Genomic DNA, 17,167 nt, shown 5'->3' with positions numbered 1-17,167 from the left:
AATACGCCACTGAAGGCCTGGAAGCAAAAAGGGGTGCTTGAGAATGGCGCTGACAAAAGTCGACAAGATCTGGATGGACGGCGAGCTGGTCGATTGGGACAAGGCTAATGTCCATGTCCTGACGCACGCACTCCACTATGGCTCCGGGGTTTTTGAGGGCATTCGCTGCTACGAGACCGCTTCGGGCCCGGCGGTGTTTCGCCTGACCGAACATATGGAGCGTCTGGAGAGCAGCGCCGCGATGCTGCTCATGGATATCGACCATACGGTCGAAGAGATGGTCGAGGCGGTCAAAGATGTTATCCGCGTCAACGGCTTGCGCTCATGCTATGTTCGCCCGCTCGTGTTCCGGGGATATGGGGTGATGGGACTGGATCCTTTGCCGGCTCCCGTCAGCATGGCCATCGCGGCCTGGCCCTGGGAGACCTACCTCGGCGAAGAAGCGCTTCTTCATGGCGTGGCCGTCGGTGTGTCGAGTTGGCGTCAGCGCGGCATCAATTCGACTCCTCCGGCGATAAAGGCCACCGGACAGTACATCAACTCCTCGCTCGCCAGGATCGAGGCGAACAGACACGGGTACGCCGAGGCGGTCTTGCTCAACGAGGAGGGGAAAGTGTGTGAAGGCACCGGCGAGAATCTCTTCATCGTCAAGAAGGGAGTTATCCATACTCCTCCCGTCTCCGACGGCATCCTCGAGGGCATCACTCGCGATAGCATAATGACGATCGCTCGCAATCTGGGCCACGAGGTCAGGGAGAGTTCGCTTGTCCGCACAGACCTCTACACCGCCGATGAGATGTTCATGACCGGCTCGGCGGCCGAAGTCGTGCCCGTTCACTCGGTCGACGGCCGTAGGATCGGAGAGCCCGGACCCGTTACCCTCGGCCTGCAGGATTACTTCTTCAGGGTCGTGCAAGGCAAGGAGCCGGCTTATGCGGCCTGGTTGGAGCATGTGTAGCGAAGCACAGCCGATAGCTTAGGGGCGATGCGACGATGATTACCCTATACGACACCACATTGCGGGACGGCACGCAAAGAGAGGGACTCTCCCTCTCCGCCGAGGACAAGGTGCGAATCGCCTTGCGCCTCGATGACCTGGGCATCCATTACATTGAGGGCGGCTATCCCGGTTCGAATCCCAAGGACGCCGAGTTTTTCCGGCGGGTTCGTGACGTCAAGTTCGAGAACGCCGTCATCACCGCGTTCGGCTCGACATGCAGAAAGGGTCTCTCGGCGGACTCGGATCCCGGGCTTCAGGCCTTGCTCGAGACAGATTGCGCCACTTTGTGCATCTTCGGTAAGGCATGGGACCTTCATGTGACTGAGGCCCTGGGCACAACCCTGGCCGAAAATATCCGCATGGTGCATGACAGTGTCGCGTTTCTCAAAGCGCAAGGCAGGCAGGTGTTTTTCGACGCCGAGCACTTCTTCGACGGGTATGCCCGAAACGCAGGATACGCCATTGAGGTGTGTCAAGCCGCGCAGGCGGCCGGCGCGGACGCCATTGTCTTGTGTGACACGAACGGCGGCACGATGCCGCATCAGGTTCTCTCGGCGGTGACCGCGGTCTCATTGATGCTGGATGCGCCACTAGGCATTCACGCGCACAACGATACGGGCTGTGCGATTGCCAACTCGCTGATCGCGGTCGAGGCGGGCGCGACCCACGTGCAGGGGACCGCCAACGGGTACGGCGAACGAGCCGGAAACGCCGATCTGCTTACGATAATCCCGTCGCTCGTCTTGAAGATGGGCAAGGAGTGCATCACTCCCGATCAACTCAAGCTGATCACCGAGGTCAGCCACTTCATCTCCGAGACAGCCAACCTGTCGCCATACCCGCACCAGCCGTACGTGGGCTCCTCGGCGTTCGCACACAAAGGCGGCGTTCATGCGAGCGCGGCCGCGAAACTCCCCGAGGCATACGAGCACATCGATCCGGCGGCTGTGGGTAACCTCGCCAGGGTGGTGGTCAGTGAACTTGCGGGCAGGGCCTCGCTTACCATGAAGGCCCGCGAGATGGGGATCGATCTTACGGGCGATCAAGAGGTTGTTTCCTCGGCGCTTGACAGCATCAAGCACCTTGAGCACAAAGGATACAGCTTTGAGACAGCGGACGGCTCGCTTGAGATACTGCTGCGCAAGAAGCTCGGCACGCACGAGCCGCTTTTCCGCCTAGAAACGTTCCGGTGCATCATGGACAAACGCGAGGACGGCAAGGTTGCCACCGAGGCTACAATCAAGATTCACATCGGTGGTCACAGATATATCGCCACCGCCGAGGGCAACGGGCCTGTCAATGCTCTTGATAACGCCTTGCGCATGGCAATTGGCCGCTTCTATCCGCGCCTCGAGGACTTTGAGCTGACCGATTTCAAGGTTCGTGTCCTTGATGAGAAAAAGGGTACCGGGGCTGTCACCCGGGTTCTTATCGAGACGAGCGACGGCGGGAAGAGCTGGGGCACCGTCGGGGTCAGCGAGAACATTATCGAGGCCTCATGGGAAGCGCTCGTCGACTCGGTCGAGTACGGACTTATCCATCCTCCAGGCGAGCACCCTCATTCCGGCGACGAAAGTGTGACCTGAAAAGGAATTACATGGCCTCCATCGAATATAGCCATCAGGGGTGTGGCATATCGGATATCCGGAGGCGCAAGATGCGCGTCGTGCGGGTTTTGAGGGACAGCGACTTTCGTTATGGGCTGGCTGATGACCACTGCGTCACGCTCATCTCCGATAACCCATTCGCGGCCTGGGAGCCCGAGGCGACTCTGATGCTCAGCGAGGCATCACTTTTGACTCCGGTAGTGCCGACCAAGATAGTCTGTGTCGGCCTGAACTATCGAGGCCACGCCGCCGAGCTCGGCCAGCCGCTGCCTGAAGAGCCCGTTATCTTCCTCAAGCCCCCCACGTCGATAAACGGCCCCGGAGGCACAATTGCAATTCCTGCCGGGGTCGGTCGTGTCGACTACGAGGCGGAACTTGGTGTGGTCATCGGCCGCAGGACCCACAATGTCACCCCCGCCGAGGCCAGTCAAAACATCCTTGGATACACCTGTGCCAACGACGTGACCGCCAGGGATATTCAGAAGCGCGACGGGCAGTGGACCCGCGCGAAGGGGTTTGACGGGTTTTGCCCCTTAGGCCCGTGGGTGGAGACCGACGTGGATCCTGAAGATTTGCTGATCCAGAGTATCGTCAACGGCCAAGTGAGGCAGGAGGCTCGCACTAGCGAGATGATTTTCGACGTCTACACGCTCGTATCATTCATCAGCCAGGTTATGACACTGGTTCCAGGTGACGTCGTCTTGACAGGAACGCCTGCCGGGATAGGCCCAATTTCGCCGGGAGACACCGTCGAGGTAAAGATCGAGGGCATCGGCTCTCTCGTAAACACTGTCGTTTGACGCGTTTATCGGCCGTCCGTCATAAACCATAGATTTTTTGCCGAGTACAGGCCCCAGATGTCGGCATCGAGTGGTATTCTCACTACGATATGTTGTGTGATTTACGTGTTTTCCGCGATTTGGCGAATGGGTGAAAGCTTGTGTCGTTTGTCCATCTTCATACACACTCGGTTTATTCACTTCTCGATGGTGCGGCTCCACTCGATAAGCTTGTAGATAAGGCTCGTGAATGCGAGATGCCCGCTTTGGCGCTGACCGATCACGGTTATTTGTATGGCGCTGTCGAGTTTTTCCGCAGGGCATCTGAAGGAGGAGTAAAGCCGATCATCGGGTGCGAGGTTTACTTCACGCTAGGCTCTCGTCTTGATAGAAGCAAGAAGCCCGATCTTTACCACCTGTTGCTGCTGGCGAAAAACGACGAAGGTTTTCGCAACATAAAAGCTCTCGTGAGCGCGGCTGCTGTAGAGGGCTTTTACTATAAACCTCAAGTTGACATCGAGCTTTTGCGCAAGCACTCCGGCGGTCTTATCGGCACTAGTGCATGCATGAGTGGAGTCATCTCCAAATCCCTTGAGCTCGGGATGGTGGAAACAGCCCGGGAGTGGGCGATCAAGTATGCGGGGATCTTTGACGACGGCGATTTTTACCTGGAGATACAGGACCAGGGAATCACCGCTGATAATGGAGTGACCCAGGAAAATCTGTGCGCGGGGATAGCTGATCTAGGACGTGAGCTCGGAATTCCTCTTGTGGCCACGAACGATGTGCACTACCTGTCTCGCGAAGACGCCACCACACAAGACATGCTGCTTTGCATCGGCACGGGAACAACGCTTGATGACGCGAACAGAATGAAGTTTTCAAACGATGAGTTTTACATGAAGTCCGCCGCCGAGATGAGCCAGTTGATGTCGGCTTATCCTGAGGCGGTGGCGAACACACTCGAAATCGCGAAGAAGTGCTCCGTCAACCTCGAGTTCGATAAGATACGACTCCCCATCTTTCCTGTCCCTGCCAGAGTGACCCAAGATGAGCACCTGAGGAGCGAGTGCATACGGGGGCTTGAGGGTCGCTATGGTTCGACTGTGCCAGAAGACGCCATGGCGAGATTAGAGATGGAGCTAAATGTAATCAGAGAAAGCGGATTCGCTCCCTACTTTCTCATAGTTGCCGACTTTGTTCGCTGGGCCAAGGGAAAAGGCATCGGCGTAGGTCCAGGGCGAGGGTCAGCTGCAGGCTCGATCATCGCCTGGTCGCTGGGTATCACGAGCCTAAATCCGATAGAAAATGGACTGCTCTTCGAGCGTTTTTTGAATCCCGAACGACTCGAGATGCCAGATATCGACATCGATTTTGATGATGAGCGCCGAGGGGAGGTTATCGATTACGTCAAAGAGAGATACGGGGAGGACAAGGTCGCGCAGATCATTACATTCGGCACGATGAAAGCGCGAGCCGCCGTTCGTGATGCCGGAAGAGTTTTGGGTTATCCATATGGAGTTCCCGATCGAGTCTCGAAAATGATAGTCGATGACCTGAAGGCGACGATAGGGTCGTCGCTACTCCAGAACCCTGAGCTCAGGGAAGACTATGCCAGCAACTTGGACACCAAGCGGATTTTAGACGCGGCTTGCGCTCTCGAAGGGAAAGTGCGCGGCGAAGGCGTACACGCCGCCGGTGTTGTGATATGCCCAGATCCGGTCTCGGAACACGTCCCCGTGAAGTACGACACGAAAGGTGGAGCCGTTATCACCCAGTGGGACGGCCCGACAGTCGCCAAACTCGGTTTGCTCAAAATGGACTTTCTCGGCCTTCGCACACTCACCGTTATCGCCGGAGCGGTAAACAACATCAAGGCCAATCATGGCGTGAGCATTCAGATCGACGATATCCCGTTCGATGACAAGGCTACATTCGAGCTGCTACGCCGAGGAGACACCATGGGCGTCTTTCAGGTTGAGTCAGCGGGGATGCGGCAGTTGCTCAAAAAGATGAAGCCCGAGACATTCGGTGATGTTGTTGCCATATTGGCGCTCTATCGCCCGGGGCCTTTGGGCTCAGGGATGGTGGACGACTTCGTTGAGCGCAAGCACGGCCGCAGACAGATTACATACTACGACGATCGGCTAAAACCGGTGCTCGAGGAGACCTACGGTACCGTGGTCTATCAGGAGCAGGTGATGCGCATCTCGATGGAGATGTGTGGCTTCTCGGCGGCGAAAGCGGACAAACTTCGCAAGGTCATGGGCAAAAAACAGCCGGAAGTTTTGGCGCAGCTAAAAAGTGACTGGGTAGACGGGGCGGCCGCCAATGGTTACGACCCCGCTTTGGCCGAGCGGATGTGGAACGATATCGAGCCGTTCGCCGAGTACGCTTTCAACAAGTCCCACTCCGCCGCGTACGGGCTGATAACCTTGCAGACCGCCTATCTCAAGGCTCATTATCCCGCGGAGTATATGGCTGCGGTGCTCACCAGCTATCAGGGAAAAACCGAGAGCATCGTCAAGTACGTTGCCGAGTGCAACAGGGCTGGCCTGAATGTTTTGCCGCCGGATGTGAACTCCTCGCTAAGGGACTTCACGGCGACATCGAGCGGAATTCGGTTTGGACTTGCCGGAATTCGCGGTGTGGGTGAGGGGGTGGTCGACAAGATCGTTGAGGCACGACTTGAAGGCGGAGCGTTTGCGTCGCTGCACGATTTTTGCGACCGGGTAGATCTGGGCAAGGTCAACAGAAAGACTCTGGAAGCGCTGGTTAAAGCCGGCGCTTTCGATTCGACAGGCTATCCGCGCAAGCAATTGATGTCGCTTGTCGATGAGTGTGTGGAGCGCGCGAGTCGGCGCCAGCGCGACCGTGAGAGCGGCCAGGTCTCAATGTTCGATCTGTTTTGCGAGCTCGATGATAGCCATACGGAAGAGATTCCTGCGCCAAATGGGCAGGAGTGGAGTCAGAAGATGAAGCTCGCCTTCGAGAAGGAGATGCTCGGGATATACGTCACCGATCACCCTTTGCGTTCTTTGGCTGGCAATCTCTCGAAGGTTGCGGATCATTCGGTCTCGGACATAGATGAGCTTCAGGTTGGCACCTTCGGCTGGTTTGCCGGAGTTCTTACATCAATCGACAGAAGGCCTACGAAAAAGGGCTCGATGATGGCGATAGTCACGCTGGAGGACCTCGGCGGCGCTGTCGAGACGCTCTTCTTCCCTCAGATGTATGAGAAATATCGGGATCTGGTAGTCGAGGACGCAATCGTCTGCATCAAGGCCAAAGTTGAGGAGGATGATCGGGGTCGAAAGCTCATCGGCTTTGAGGCGAAACCCATCGACGTCAATGCCCCGGCTTCTCTTCCCGGAAAGATCGTCGTTGAGACCAGCCACAGTGCAATCGCCGATGGACGCTTCGAGCACGTCAAAGACCTGGTGGAAAGATACCCGGGGGTTGACACTCTCGAGTTTCACCTGCAGGGTAGCGGTTCAGTGAAGGTTTTTGCGTGTGGCGGCGTGGATAGGTTCGCCAACGGGTTGCATGCCGGACTTATCGAGCTCTTTGGCGGCTCGTGTGTCCGTCCCGTGCGCTGACCGCATCGCCGAGAAGATGGAAGAGAGCTTATGAGACCTGCGATTCCAAGAGGATTTAGGGATGTGCTGCCGCGAGAGGCTCGCGAGCGCACACATATAGCGCAAGCGATGCTCGACGTAATGTCAGCGTGGGGTTACGGAGCCGTCGAGACCCCTGTCGCCGAGGAGTACGCTGTGCTCCAGGCGGGAGTAGGCAAGTCGCTTGAGGGAACCGCGTTTCCGTTTTTCGACGCCGATGGACAGCTTTTGGCCCTTCGGCCTGAGATGACGGTACCGATCGCGAGACTCGCGGCTACCAGATTACGAGATAAGCTGGCCCCTCACAGGCTGTGCTATCACTCCGATGTGTTTCGGGAGCACGCTTCGCTGCGCGGGCAGCCGCGTCAGTTCACTCAGGTCGGGTTGGAGCTTATCGGCGGCAAAACTCCCGCAGGAGACGCCGAGATCATCGCTGTTTTGGTCGAGGCGCTGCGTGCGACGGGGCTTTCCGGCTTCATCGTAAGGGTCGGTACCGTGGAGGCCCTAGAGGCTCTCATCAGGGTCTCGGGTAAGGACGAGCCTTGGCGACAAGCGGTTCTCGGCGCGGCTCAGAGCAGGAATCTTGTAGCGATCGATGCGCTTGCCGGTGCACAGGACGTGAGTGCGCAGGTTCGAACGGCGCTTGTGACCCTGCCGCGTATCCGCGGAGACCGGCGCTCGCTAAAGAGCGCTCGTGAGGTCGCCGGGTTTTGCGACGGGGTGAGCGATGCGCTCGAATCGCTTGAGGCTACATGGGAGCTGCTGGAGGCGGCCGGCGTCGATGACGCTGTGTCGATAGACTTCGGGACGATGCGCTCGTTTGGCTACTACACAGGGATGGTACTCGAGGTGTTCGCGCCGCAGTTGGGCGTGGCTATAGGCGGAGGAGGTCGCTACGACTCTTTAATGTCGGAGTTCGACTCGCCCATGCCGGCCGCCGGCTTTGCGGTGGGGATCGAGCGCGTTCACATCGCCCTGTCGCAGCAGGATAGACTTCCGCAAGCCGAGGATGTCGATGCGGTGCTTGGAGGAGAAGCGAGCCATGCGTTTGCGGCTGCGCGCCAACTTCGCGAAAGCGGAATGCGGGTGCGTCAGAGTCTGCGGGCAGGTGAGGAGCTCGTGGCCGAGGCGGCTGCTTTCGGCGCCAAACAAGTGCTGCTGGCAACCGGCGAAGGCCTCTATCGCCTTGACGAAAAGGGCAGTCCGCAGGAGCCCTTCGATATCGGGCAGTCGCTTTTTTCGCAACGACCTGCCAGTACCGGAGGCAAAGTCACATGATGGTGAAGAGAAGCACGCAAGCCGCAGGATCCGAACGAGCGGAGCGATTGAAATTCGCGATTCCCAAAGGCGCTCTGGCAGGAGGAACCCTCGAGGCGCTGGCCTCGATAGGAGTCGACCCGCGGGTGATCAAGGAATCCGGCCGCCAGCTGGTTATCGCTACCGGTCGTTTCGAGTTCATAATCGGCAAACCCAGTGATATTCCGGTCTATGTGGCGAGCGGTGCCGCTGACCTCGGTATAGCCGGCAAGGACGTGCTCGCCGAGCTTGACTTGGACGTCGCCGAGATCGTCGATCTGGAGTTCGGAGAGTGCCGGATGGTGGTAGCCGAGCCCGAGAACAAGCGCGAAAGTGTCGAAGAGGCGTACGCGCATCTCGGAGTGATCAGGGTGGCCACAAAGTATCCTCGCATCGCCGAGAGACACTTCGCGAGTCGCGGTGTACAGATCGAGATCGTGAAGCTAAGCGGCAACATCGAGATCGCGCCGCTCATCGGCATCGCCGATCAGATCGTGGATATCACGCAGACGGGCACCACCCTGAGAGAGAACGATCTTGTGATCGTCGACGAGGTGATGCGTTCCTCGGCAAGGCTTATTGCCAACCCGGGAAGTCTGTGTACGCGATCGGAAGCGATGGCGGAAGTGATAAGCGGATTGAGCGTCAAGCCGCTACAATGATTCGTACTTTTTGGCGTGAGTGCCTAGCGGAAGGGTCGTCGACAAGATGCTGCGCCGTATTGAGCTGGAAGCAGGGGAGTTTTTAACCGAAAAGCAGTTGCGTCGCTCAGGAGGCATCGACCCTTCGGTGGTAGCGGTCGCGGCAGAGATCGTCGATGCGGTCTCCAAGCGTGGCGACGAGGCCTTGAGGGAGTACACGCGGCGCTTCGATGGCGTTGAGCTTTCAGGTTTTCGCGTCTCGCAAGAGGAGATCGAGGCCGCGCTGGCCTGCGTGGACGATGAGTTCCTGAGCGCCCTTGCGATGGCCGCCGCTGCCATCGAGGAGTTTCATCTTCGGCAGGTCGCGCAATCGTGGTTTACGACTTCCGGCGGCGTGTTCCTCGGGCAAAAGGTCACTCCCTTGAGGCGTGTCGGCGTCTATGTTCCCGGCGGTCGCGCCCGCTATCCATCGAGTGTCTTGATGGGAGTGATTCCCGCTATTGTGGCGGGTGTCGAAGAGATCGTGATGGTCGCTCCTCCGGATGCGAGCGGAAGCATAAATCCCTACACGCTTGCCGCTGCGGCGGAAGCCGGGGTTACCGAGATATACAAGATCGGCGGCGCCCAGGCGATAGCGGCGCTGGCTTACGGAACAGATTCGATTCCTCGGGTTGACAAGATCGTAGGACCCGGGAATGCCTATGTCACAGCCGCAAAGAAACTTGTGCTCGGCGAGTGCGGTATCGATATGCTGGCCGGACCCTCCGAGATACTGGTGCTCGCGGATGCCTCGGCAAACCCCGGCTTTGTCGCGATCGATCTCATGGCGCAAGCAGAGCACGACCCGAAGGCTTGCACGTACCTGGTCACAACGGATCGCAATCTGCCGGCAAGGGTAGAGGAAGCGCTGGAAGATCTGCTGCCAAACTCTCCGAGAAGCGAGATTACTCGGCAATCCTTGATCGACAATGGTCTGGTTGTGACATGTCCCGATCTGGATACGGCGCTTGCGGCTGTCGACTCGATAGCTCCCGAGCACCTGGAGATTCAGATGTTGGAGCCCTTTGAAATCTTTGGCAGGGTTCGTAATGCAGGGGCGATATTCGTTGGACCCTGGACGCCGGAGTCGATTGGAGATTACACGGCGGGGCCGAATCACGTCTTGCCGACCAGCGGCACGGCCCGGTTTTCAAGCCCGCTTTCCGTAGACGACTTCGTCAAGAAGTCCTCAGTGCTCGCGTACTCTTTCGATGCGCTTCAGGCAGACGGACCCAACGCCATGGTGTTGGCCGCAAGGGAAGGCCTTTGGGCTCATGGAGAGGCTGTGGCGATGCGCCTTGAGGCTGGCGAAGATGCTGACGGAAGCGGCTCGCGAGCCTTGCATCGGCGTGGCGGGAGTGAGGCTTAGTGAAGAGCATACGCGGCCCAAGACCGGGCCTTGAGAACCTGGTTCCTTACGACCCGAAAAACATCAAGGCCGACGTCGTGTTATCCAACAACGAGCATCCGGCCAACCTCCCCTCAGAAATCCTGGAGTGGTTTTCTCGGCGGATATCGCGGTTCCAGTTCAATCGCTATCCCGATCCTGTGGCAACGGAGCTCAGAGCACTGATCGCCGAGGCTAACGGCCTGGATCCGGATAATGTGCTCATCGGCAACGGCGGAGACGAGCTGATACTCGATATTTTGCTCGCCTGGGGCGGACCGGGTCGCACGCTTATCGATCTTCCGCCCACCTTTGCGATGTACTCGATCAATGCGCACATCACGGGGACAAACATCGTGCGCATCCCTCGCGATGACAACTTCTGCGTCGACGCCGATGCGCTACTCGGTCGTCTGAGCCAAGGGGATGTCGATGTTGTGATGATCGCCAACCCGAACAATCCTACCGGCAACCTCTGCACTGAGACCCCGCTCATCGACGTGCTCAACGCCTCTGACGCGCTCGTGCTCGTCGACGAGGCCTACTTCGAGTTCTCGCGGCACACCATGCGCCCTCACATGGAAAGGCACCGCAACCTGGTCATCCTGAGGACGTTTTCCAAGGCTTTCTCGATCGCCGGCATGCGAGTCGGGTATCTGCTCGGCCATGAAGATGTTTTGCGGGAGATAAGAAAGGTGCGCCAGCCGTACTCGGTAAACTCCTTCTCGCAGTGGGTTGCGCTCAAGACCTTTCGCGAAAGGGTCGTTTTTGAGAGTGCGATTCGCGAGATAATGAGAGAGAGAGACAGGATCATCTCCGGCCTGTCTGAGTTCAAAGAGGTAAGGGTGTTCCCGAGTGAGGCGAACTTTGTGCTCTTCAGGGTCGAGCATGCCACCGCGCTCTGGCGCGATCTGCTGCACACGCACTCCGTCCTGATCAGGGACTTATCCCGCGCCGAGGGCCTGGAGGACTGCCTGAGAGTCACGATCGGATCCGCCGAGGACAACACCGCGTTTCTGAAGGCGATGCGCGATGTATTGCAGGCCAGGCGGGAATCGGAAATCATTACAAATGGTGCGGTTGCCGCGCATGACGCCAGAGAGGAAGCAGGTTAGTGACGATGATGCGCCACTCCACGATTTCCCGGGAAACGAAAGAGACGTCGGTTTCGATCACCGTTGACCTGGATGGCTCCGGTACGACATCTGTCAGCACAGGGGTGCCATTCTTCGATCACATGCTCGACGCCCTTGGTCGGCACGCTCTTCTGGATATTGACGTTCAAGCCTCCGGTGATCTGGAGGTTGACGCTCACCACACAGTCGAGGATGTCGGAATCGTCTTAGGCCAGGCGGTAGCTCAGGCTTTGGGTGATAAGTCAGGCATAAGGAGGTTTGGCTCGGCGCTTGTCCCTATGGACGAGGCGCTGGCACTTGCCGCGATAGATATCTCGGGGCGCGGCGGACTTTACTGGGAGGTTGAGCTTCCGATCGAGTTTATCGGAACGTTCGACACGACGCTTGCCAAAGAGTTCCTTGTCGCATTCGCGACCAATGCGGGGGTGACGCTGCACGTCCGGTCGCTTTCGGGCGAGAACAGCCATCACATCATCGAAGCGTGCGTCAAGGCGACAGCCCGGGCGCTTAGCGAGGCGGTGTCGCTCGACAGCCGCGTGACGGGAGTACCTTCGACCAAAGGCGCTCTATGATAGCCGTTGTCGACTACGGCATGGGCAATCTGCGAAGTGTCCAGAAGGGTCTGATGCGAGCTGGCACCCTCGATGTGCTTGTCACTGGCGACGCGGACAAGATCGCCGAAGCTGACGGAGTCGTGCTACCGGGAGTCGGCGCTTTTCGCGACGCGATATCGAACCTGGAGAGCTTCGGAATCAAAGACGTGCTGCTGCGCAAGATCGCCGAGGGCACGCCCTTTCTCGGCATCTGCCTTGGGATGCAGATGCTGGCTGATGTCGGCTACGAAGACGGGCAGTGGGCAGGGCTTGGCGTCGTAGCCGGCAGGTGCGACCGGCTTCCTGAAGGCGTGAAGGTGCCTCACATCGGCTGGAACACCGTGCGATTTACGGACAGCGAGCTTTTCGACGGGATCGTGCAAGACTCGGAGTTTTACTTTGTCCATAGTTACCGGCTGATTCCCGATGACACTTCCTGTATCATCGGGAGCACCGAGCATGGAGTCGCTTTTGCATCGGCGGTTCAATTTGGCCGGAGTGCATATGCTGTGCAGTTTCATCCGGAAAAGTCGTCGGAGACGGGACTTAGGCTTTTGGGTAACTTTGGCGATATCGTGCGGGAGGTCAAAGCGTGAAGATATTTCCAGCGATCGACATTCTGGATGGAAAGGCCGTCCGTCTCTATCAGGGCTGCTTGGACGCGGTGAAGGTCTACAACGACGACCCGGTCGATCAAGCGCGGAAATGGGCCGAGCAGGGTGCCGATTGGATCCACGTCGTGGACTTGGACGGAGCGGTCCTCGGCAAGCCGAAAAACGCCGACATAGTTGCGACGATAGTCAAATCCGTGAATGTGTCCGTCCAGGTGGGCGGAGGCATTCGCTCTCTGGATGTGATCGATCACATGTTTGGAATCGGTGCCTCCAGGGTTGTGCTTGGTACCGCGCTGGTCAGCGACCCCGAACTGGTCAGTGTGGCGTGCGCCAAATACCCAGGCATAGTCGCCGGTATCGATGCGCGCGATGGCCGCGTCGCCATCGAGGGCTGGAAGCAGGGCACGGAACGCGGGGTTCTCGAGCTGATAAACGAGCTCGAGCTTCTTGGAGTCAGGCGCGTCGCTTACACCGACATTACCCGCGATGGCACGAGAGCGGGGGTTAACTACGGAGCATATCGCGCACTGGTGGACAGAGTAGAGCTGCCGGTGATAGCGAGCGGCGGTGTTGCCGGGCTCGATGACATCCGGGATCTGGCTTCCATCGGCCCCCAGATCGAAGGCGTCATAATCGGCTCCGCCCTCTACGAGGGTGTCTTCACCCTGCGGCAGGCCATAGCCACCGGGCGCAGCGCCTCGGAGATGTGATTACCCAGTGTTGTCAGTGAGGGTGATTCCGTGTCTGGACGTGCACGAGGGGCGAGTCGTCAAGGGCGTCAACTTCGTCAATCTGCGCGACATCGGAGACCCGGTCGAGCTCGCGGCATTCTATGACCGGGAAGGCGCTGATGAGCTGGTGTTTCTCGATATTACTGCAACTCACGAGGAGCGCCCCTATATGCTCGAGGTCGCAAGCAGAACAGCCGAGGAAGTATTTATCCCGTACACTGTTGGAGGGGGAATCCGAAACCCGGGTGACATACGGGCGATGCTTTCGGCGGGGTGCGACAAGGTCTCGATCAATTCCGCCGCGGTAAACGATCCGGATCTGATCAACCAAGCGGCGGGCGTCTTTGGTTCCCAATGCATCGTCCTTGCGGTTGACGCGCGGAAGGTGCCCGGCTCGGCACCATCGCGATGGAGTGTGTTTGTGTCAGGGGGACGCGTCGATACAGGGCTTGACGTGCTTGAGTGGGTCAAGGCAGCCGAACAGCGCGGCGCGGGAGAAGTGCTTCTGACGAGCATGGATCGTGATGGCACGAAAGACGGATACGACATCGAGCTCACGCGGGCGGTTTCCTCGGCGGTCAACATTCCGGTGATCGCAAGCGGTGGAGCCGGCGAGCTCGACCATTTCGCCGAGGTGGTGATTGAGGCCGGCGCCGATGCGGTCTTGGCGGCCGGGACATTTCACTCGGGACACTTTACGATTGAGCAAGTGAAAAAGCACATGGCGGCGGCCGGCGTTCGCGTTCGGCGACATTGGAAGGAGCCCGATGAGCGATCGTGAAAGGGATAATTTAGGGCCGGAAGAGCTGAGCTTCGATGAAGCGGGCCTGATACCTGCGGTTGTTCAGCAGTATGACACGCTCGAGGTCCTGATGGTGGCGTATATGAACCGTGAGTCGCTGGAGAAAACCATGGAGACCAAAAGGACGTGGTTTTGGAGCAGGAGCCGGCAAAAATATTGGATGAAGGGGGAGTCGTCCGGATGCGTTCAGGAAGTCAAAGACGTTCGGTATGATTGCGACGCGGACTGTCTTCTCGTGATGGTTGACCAACGGGGAGGCGCATGTCATACGGGCCAGCGGACATGCTTCTACCGCTCGCTGGTGAAAGGATCAGAGAAGTGACGCGATCACCGGAAAACATAGGCGAGGTTCTCGACAAACTCTATCTCGTGCTCGAGGAGCGAAAAGACGCTTCGCCGACGAGCAGTTATACGGCCGCGTTGTTGTCGGAGTCCGAAGATCGGCTGCTAAAAAAGATCGGCGAAGAAGCCACCGAAGTGGTTATAGCGGCCAAGGCCGCAGACGTTGAGCAGTTGAGATATGAGATCGCCGATCTCTTCTATCATCTGACTGTGACCATAGTGCGGTATGGGCTTACATTCGACGATATCGCCGAGGAGCTCATTAGTCGCCGCCGAGGATAAGGAGCACGCACCCCTTGACTTAGCGTAGCCGGTGTGACAAAATGCGGATTCGTAACACGCTAGGCCTATGCGGTGAACTTCTGTACCGCATCGCGCCAAGGACAGAGAAGGGGGCCCAGCATGCCCGGGAATCCGCGTTCTAGCGTTTCGGCGGTTATCGCCGTCCTCGGCCTTGTACTCGCGGTACTTGCTTCCGGTTGCGCTCGTGCCGACTCGCCATCAGCGCCCACAGCGTCGGACGAGCGACCGCGCGACGAGATCGTAGTGTCGCTTAGCGGCGAACCCGAGGAGGGCTTCGACCCTGTTACCGGCTGGGGACGGTATGGAAGTCCGCTCTTCCAAAGCACGCTGCTCGCGCATAACGACGACCTTGAGATCGTCAATGACCTCGCCACGGGATACAAGGTGAGCGATGATGGTCTGACTTGGACGGTTACCATTCGCGATGACGTGCGTTTTCATGACGGCGAGCCTCTCACCGCGCATGATGTGGCGTTCACGTTCAACACCGCGAAAGAGAGCGGCTCTGTCGTAGATCTCGGTGTCATGGAATCTGCGCGGGCGATCGATGATACGACCGTCGTGTTTATGCTCAGCGAACCGCGTTCGACCTTTGTGGTGCAACTGATCTCACTTGGCATAGTGCCTCGGCACGCCTACGGACCCGAGTACGCGCGATCGCCTTTGGGATCCGGTCCGTATCGATTCGTCGAATGGAACCAGGGGCAACAGCTGATCGTCGAAGCTTACGAGGACTACCACGGCGGGGCCGCCGAAATCAAGCGTGTCACATTTGTGTTCATGGGCGAGGACGCTACCCTGGCGGCGGCAAGAGCGGGCGAACTCGACGTCGCGGCGGTGCCCGCGTCTTTCGCGGGTCAGGACATCGCCGGCATGAGGCTGGTCGCTGTGCCGAGCGTCGACAACCGCGGTATCATGTTTCCGGCTCTCCCGGACAATGGCAAGACCACGAGCGAAGGCGCGCCGATCGGCAACAATGTCACGTACGACCTCGCCATCCGGCGCGCTATCAACCTTGCAGTCGACCGTGAAGTGCTCGTCGAGGGTGTGCTCGAGGGCTTTGGATCTCCGGCGTTTTCGGTTTCGGACGGACTGCCGTGGTCGAGCCCGGATGTGGTGTTCGATGACGGTGATCCCGCTGCTGCCGAGGCGCTGCTCGACGAAGCGAAATGGATCGAGGGAGCCGATGGCGTCCGCGAGAAGGACGGCCTGTCCGCTCGCTTCAACCTTATCTACCCGGCCGATGACCTCACTCGTCAGTCTCTCGCGCTTGCGGTCGCCGATCAGGTTCGGCAGATCGGCATCGAGATGATACCCGTTGGCAAGAGCTGGGATGAGATCCGCATGGCGATGCACTCGAACGCCGTGCTCTTCGGGTGGGGGAGTCACGATCCCACCGAAATGTATAACTTGCATCACGGCGCGCTTGCCGGCCGGGAGTGGTGGAACCCGGGCTTCTACCGAAACCCTGTCGTAGACGCTTACATGGACCAGGCGCTCGCCGCGATTGATGAGGAAGAGGCGCTTGAACTGTGGCGCAAGGCGCAGTGGGACGGCGTGACGGGCATCTCAGGGAGTGCCGACGCCCCATGGTGCTGGCTTGTCAACCTTGACCACTGCTTTTTCGTAGCGGACGGTCTCGACATTGGTCCGAGCCGCATCCAGCCCCACGGGCATGGCTGGCCGATCACGGCCAACATCACCGACTGGCGTTGGGAGTGACTGGCTGGGGTACACGCATGATCGCCGTCTTGACCTACCTCGCGAGCAAGGTGTTTCGTCTGGCCACACTGCTTATTGCGGTGTGTGCTCTCTCGTTTTGGCTTATGCATGTTTCACCTATAGACCCGGTACAGGCGTATGTGGGCGCCGATATGATGCTGGTGAGCCCCGAGCAGCGCGCCGAGATCGCCGAGAGATGGGGACTCGACAAGCCGCCAGGTGAGCGATTTTTGCTTTGGACCGTATCGCTTGCTCAGGGTGACCTCGGAACCTCGATGATCCACAGGCAGCCGGTCTCGACCGTCATCGTCGAGCGCTTTGCGGCGTCACTCGCTCTCATGGGGACTGCGTGGACGCTCTCGGGGGTGTTCGGATTCGCGCTCGGAGTCATCGCGGCACGGTTCCGCGGTACGCTGACCGACCGGGCCATCAAGTGGTACTGTCTCACGCTCGCTTCGACCCCGGCGTTCTGGCTCGGCCTGCTGCTGCTGATGGTTTTCGCCGTGTGGCTCGGCCTCCTGCCGATGGGGCTCGCGTCGCCCGTAGGCGTTCTTGCCG

General features: G+C 58.8%; 16 protein-coding genes. All 16 read left to right on the top strand.

Features of this window, described 5'->3' with window-relative positions:
* The first annotated feature begins 43 nt into the window (after positions 1-43).
* The gene (locus KGZ89_04265; GenBank protein ID MBS3974062.1) at positions 44-958 is read left to right on the top strand and encodes a branched-chain amino acid transaminase; all 915 of its coding nucleotides are present in this window, start codon (positions 44-46) and stop codon (positions 956-958) included.
* 35 nt (positions 959-993) lie between these two features.
* Positions 994-2,586 (top strand): citramalate synthase, encoded by a 1,593-nt coding sequence (cimA, locus tag KGZ89_04260; protein MBS3974061.1) that lies wholly within the window; start codon positions 994-996, stop codon positions 2,584-2,586.
* A gap of 71 nt (positions 2,587-2,657) precedes the next feature.
* Positions 2,658-3,407 carry a fumarylacetoacetate hydrolase family protein gene (locus tag KGZ89_04255; protein ID MBS3974060.1) on the top strand — a complete coding sequence of 250 codons (750 nt, stop codon included), beginning with the start codon at positions 2,658-2,660 and terminating at the stop codon, positions 3,405-3,407.
* Between the two features lie 140 nt (positions 3,408-3,547).
* Entirely contained in the window at positions 3,548-6,985 is a 3,438-nt protein-coding gene (dnaE, locus tag KGZ89_04250; protein MBS3974059.1) for a DNA polymerase III subunit alpha, read from the top strand.
* Positions 6,986-7,015: 30 nt separating this feature from the next.
* Positions 7,016-8,281, top strand: coding sequence for an ATP phosphoribosyltransferase regulatory subunit (hisZ, locus tag KGZ89_04245; protein ID MBS3974058.1), 1,266 nt, complete (start codon positions 7,016-7,018; stop codon positions 8,279-8,281).
* Positions 8,278-8,961 (top strand): ATP phosphoribosyltransferase, encoded by a 684-nt coding sequence (locus KGZ89_04240; GenBank protein MBS3974057.1) that lies wholly within the window; start codon positions 8,278-8,280, stop codon positions 8,959-8,961. Before hisZ ends, KGZ89_04240 begins: the two co-directional genes overlap by 4 nt.
* Before the next feature lie 46 nt (positions 8,962-9,007).
* Positions 9,008-10,348: a histidinol dehydrogenase gene (hisD, locus tag KGZ89_04235; GenBank protein ID MBS3974056.1), complete on the top strand. Its 1,341-nt coding sequence runs from the start codon at positions 9,008-9,010 to the stop codon at positions 10,346-10,348.
* On the top strand, positions 10,348-11,481 hold the full coding sequence (hisC, locus tag KGZ89_04230) for a histidinol-phosphate transaminase (protein MBS3974055.1): 1,134 nt from the start codon (positions 10,348-10,350) through the stop codon (positions 11,479-11,481). The genes hisD and hisC overlap by 1 nt, the downstream gene beginning before the upstream one ends.
* An 8-nt stretch (positions 11,482-11,489) precedes the next feature.
* Positions 11,490-12,074, top strand: coding sequence for an imidazoleglycerol-phosphate dehydratase HisB (hisB, locus tag KGZ89_04225; protein ID MBS3974054.1), 585 nt, complete (start codon positions 11,490-11,492; stop codon positions 12,072-12,074).
* On the top strand, positions 12,071-12,691 hold the full coding sequence (gene hisH, locus KGZ89_04220; protein ID MBS3974053.1) for an imidazole glycerol phosphate synthase subunit HisH: 621 nt from the start codon (positions 12,071-12,073) through the stop codon (positions 12,689-12,691). The genes hisB and hisH overlap by 4 nt, the downstream gene beginning before the upstream one ends.
* Positions 12,688-13,419, top strand: coding sequence for a 1-(5-phosphoribosyl)-5-[(5-phosphoribosylamino)methylideneamino]imidazole-4-carboxamide isomerase (gene hisA, locus KGZ89_04215; protein MBS3974052.1), 732 nt, complete (start codon positions 12,688-12,690; stop codon positions 13,417-13,419). Before hisH ends, hisA begins: the two co-directional genes overlap by 4 nt.
* Positions 13,420-13,426: 7 nt before the next feature.
* Positions 13,427-14,221: an imidazole glycerol phosphate synthase subunit HisF gene (gene hisF, locus KGZ89_04210; protein ID MBS3974051.1), complete on the top strand. Its 795-nt coding sequence runs from the start codon at positions 13,427-13,429 to the stop codon at positions 14,219-14,221.
* Positions 14,208-14,564, top strand: coding sequence for a phosphoribosyl-AMP cyclohydrolase (gene hisI / locus KGZ89_04205; GenBank protein ID MBS3974050.1), 357 nt, complete (start codon positions 14,208-14,210; stop codon positions 14,562-14,564). Before hisF ends, hisI begins: the two co-directional genes overlap by 14 nt.
* The gene (gene hisE / locus KGZ89_04200) at positions 14,525-14,866 is read left to right on the top strand and encodes a phosphoribosyl-ATP diphosphatase (GenBank protein MBS3974049.1); all 342 of its coding nucleotides are present in this window, start codon (positions 14,525-14,527) and stop codon (positions 14,864-14,866) included. The genes hisI and hisE overlap by 40 nt, the downstream gene beginning before the upstream one ends.
* Before the next feature lie 120 nt (positions 14,867-14,986).
* The gene (locus tag KGZ89_04195; GenBank protein MBS3974048.1) at positions 14,987-16,609 is read left to right on the top strand and encodes an ABC transporter substrate-binding protein; all 1,623 of its coding nucleotides are present in this window, start codon (positions 14,987-14,989) and stop codon (positions 16,607-16,609) included.
* A gap of 17 nt (positions 16,610-16,626) precedes the next feature.
* Positions 16,627-17,167 (top strand): ABC transporter permease (locus KGZ89_04190; GenBank protein MBS3974047.1); only part of this gene is annotated, 541 nt, incomplete at its 3' end.

Source organism: Actinomycetota bacterium (assembly GCA_018334075.1).
Classification (GTDB): Bacteria; Actinomycetota; Coriobacteriia; order Anaerosomatales; family UBA912; genus JAGXSC01.
Note: the sequence above shows the minus strand (reverse complement) of the source record. Positions and strands in the feature narration are given on the sequence as shown.

What these genes read in the sequence shown, in the direction of transcription:
- KGZ89_04265 (MBS3974062.1), top strand. Translation starts at nt 44, where the DNA reads ATGGCGCTGACAAAAGTCGACAAGATCTGGATGGACGGCGAGCTGGTC.
- cimA (MBS3974061.1), top strand. Translation starts at nt 994, where the DNA reads ATGATTACCCTATACGACACCACATTGCGGGACGGCACGCAAAGAGAG.
- KGZ89_04255 (MBS3974060.1), top strand. Translation starts at nt 2,658, where the DNA reads ATGCGCGTCGTGCGGGTTTTGAGGGACAGCGACTTTCGTTATGGGCTG.
- hisZ (MBS3974058.1), top strand. Translation starts at nt 7,016, where the DNA reads ATGAGACCTGCGATTCCAAGAGGATTTAGGGATGTGCTGCCGCGAGAG.
- KGZ89_04240 (MBS3974057.1), top strand. Translation starts at nt 8,278, where the DNA reads ATGATGGTGAAGAGAAGCACGCAAGCCGCAGGATCCGAACGAGCGGAG.
- hisD (MBS3974056.1), top strand. Translation starts at nt 9,008, where the DNA reads ATGCTGCGCCGTATTGAGCTGGAAGCAGGGGAGTTTTTAACCGAAAAG.
- hisB (MBS3974054.1), top strand. Translation starts at nt 11,490, where the DNA reads ATGCGCCACTCCACGATTTCCCGGGAAACGAAAGAGACGTCGGTTTCG.
- hisH (MBS3974053.1), top strand. Translation starts at nt 12,071, where the DNA reads ATGATAGCCGTTGTCGACTACGGCATGGGCAATCTGCGAAGTGTCCAG.
- hisI (MBS3974050.1), top strand. Translation starts at nt 14,208, where the DNA reads ATGAGCGATCGTGAAAGGGATAATTTAGGGCCGGAAGAGCTGAGCTTC.
- hisE (MBS3974049.1), top strand. Translation starts at nt 14,525, where the DNA reads ATGCTTCTACCGCTCGCTGGTGAAAGGATCAGAGAAGTGACGCGATCA.
- KGZ89_04195 (MBS3974048.1), top strand. Translation starts at nt 14,987, where the DNA reads ATGCCCGGGAATCCGCGTTCTAGCGTTTCGGCGGTTATCGCCGTCCTC.